General features: G+C 47.9%; 1 protein-coding gene. It reads left to right on the top strand.

From position 1 onward, the window contains the following. Positions 1-1,089: EAL domain-containing protein (locus tag R7E42_RS25260; RefSeq protein WP_318073274.1), on the top strand; the 1,089-nt coding region annotated here is incomplete at both ends.

The raw sequence follows: 1,089 nt of genomic DNA, 5'->3' as shown, positions 1-1,089 counted from the left end.
CGCGAAGGCGATGAGGTGCAATCGCTGAATTTGCCTAAACCGCAAGTGAGCGCTTCGATTTCACCGCTGTTTAGCTTAATACGTAATGCGATTGGTGATTTGAACCATATGAACGCTCACATGGGCTATCAACTTGATCGTCAAACTCGCAAGCTACAAGAAAGCTACCGTCGTGACAGTCGCACGGGGCTGCAAAATCGCGTGGCGCTGCAAGAGCGCTTAAGTCACATCGATTGTGACGAGCATTTGTTAACGCTTAAGCTGCTCAATTTCAGCCACATCAACGAAAAGTACGGGTATCGAGTCGGAGACCAGCTGCTCAAAGATCTGTCGATGCATTTTACCAATCGATTGAGAAAGCGCTTAGGCATGCCAGCGGCGCTGCAACTGTACAGCATTGGTGTAGGTGAGTGGGCTTTTGTGTTTAAGGCTGAACAAAGTAGCGAGACTATCAAACAGCACTTTACTCGTTTTGCTGATGCGGTTGAGCAAACTAACTTTGAGCCGCTCGGCCTGCGCGAAATTGATTACCTGTCTATTTCCTTGTGTGGTGGCTTGGTTAGCCGTCGTGATTTTCCTTCGGCTTCTCCTGATGAGCTCTTATTAAAAGGCATAGAAGCGCGTCGTTCTGGCGTTCGCAGCAACACACATATTTGCAACGCTAAAGACATCGAAGTCAGTGAAGATGTACGTAAAGAGCAACTAGGGTGGTTGAGTTGTGTCAGCCGCGCGATTCTCAAGCAGAACATTATTACGTATAGCCAACCGATTGTGCACGCTTACAGTCATCTTCCTGCCAGCCAAGAATGTCTGGTGCGGATTTTAGAAGAAGATGGAACAGTGATTGCGCCGGGGCGATTTTTACCGATCATCTCAGACACGCATTTGTACACCAGATTGAGTCGTCACATGATCCGCTCGACGCTGCATTACATGCGAGATAAGAAAGGGGATTTCTCGATTAACCTGTCTCCGCAAGATTTGTTGAGCGACAAAACGTTGATGTTGCTGGAGCATGAAATCAGCCAGTTGAATGACCCGACGCGGATAGGGCTGGAAGTACTGGAGTCTGAACAGATTAAAGATTAC

This window comes from Vibrio sp. Vb1337 (assembly GCF_033338715.1).
In the GTDB taxonomy this organism is placed as follows: Bacteria; Pseudomonadota; Gammaproteobacteria; order Enterobacterales; family Vibrionaceae; genus Vibrio; species Vibrio alginolyticus.
The sequence above is the reverse complement of the archived record's forward strand: the minus strand, read 5'-3'. Positions and strand labels throughout refer to the sequence as shown.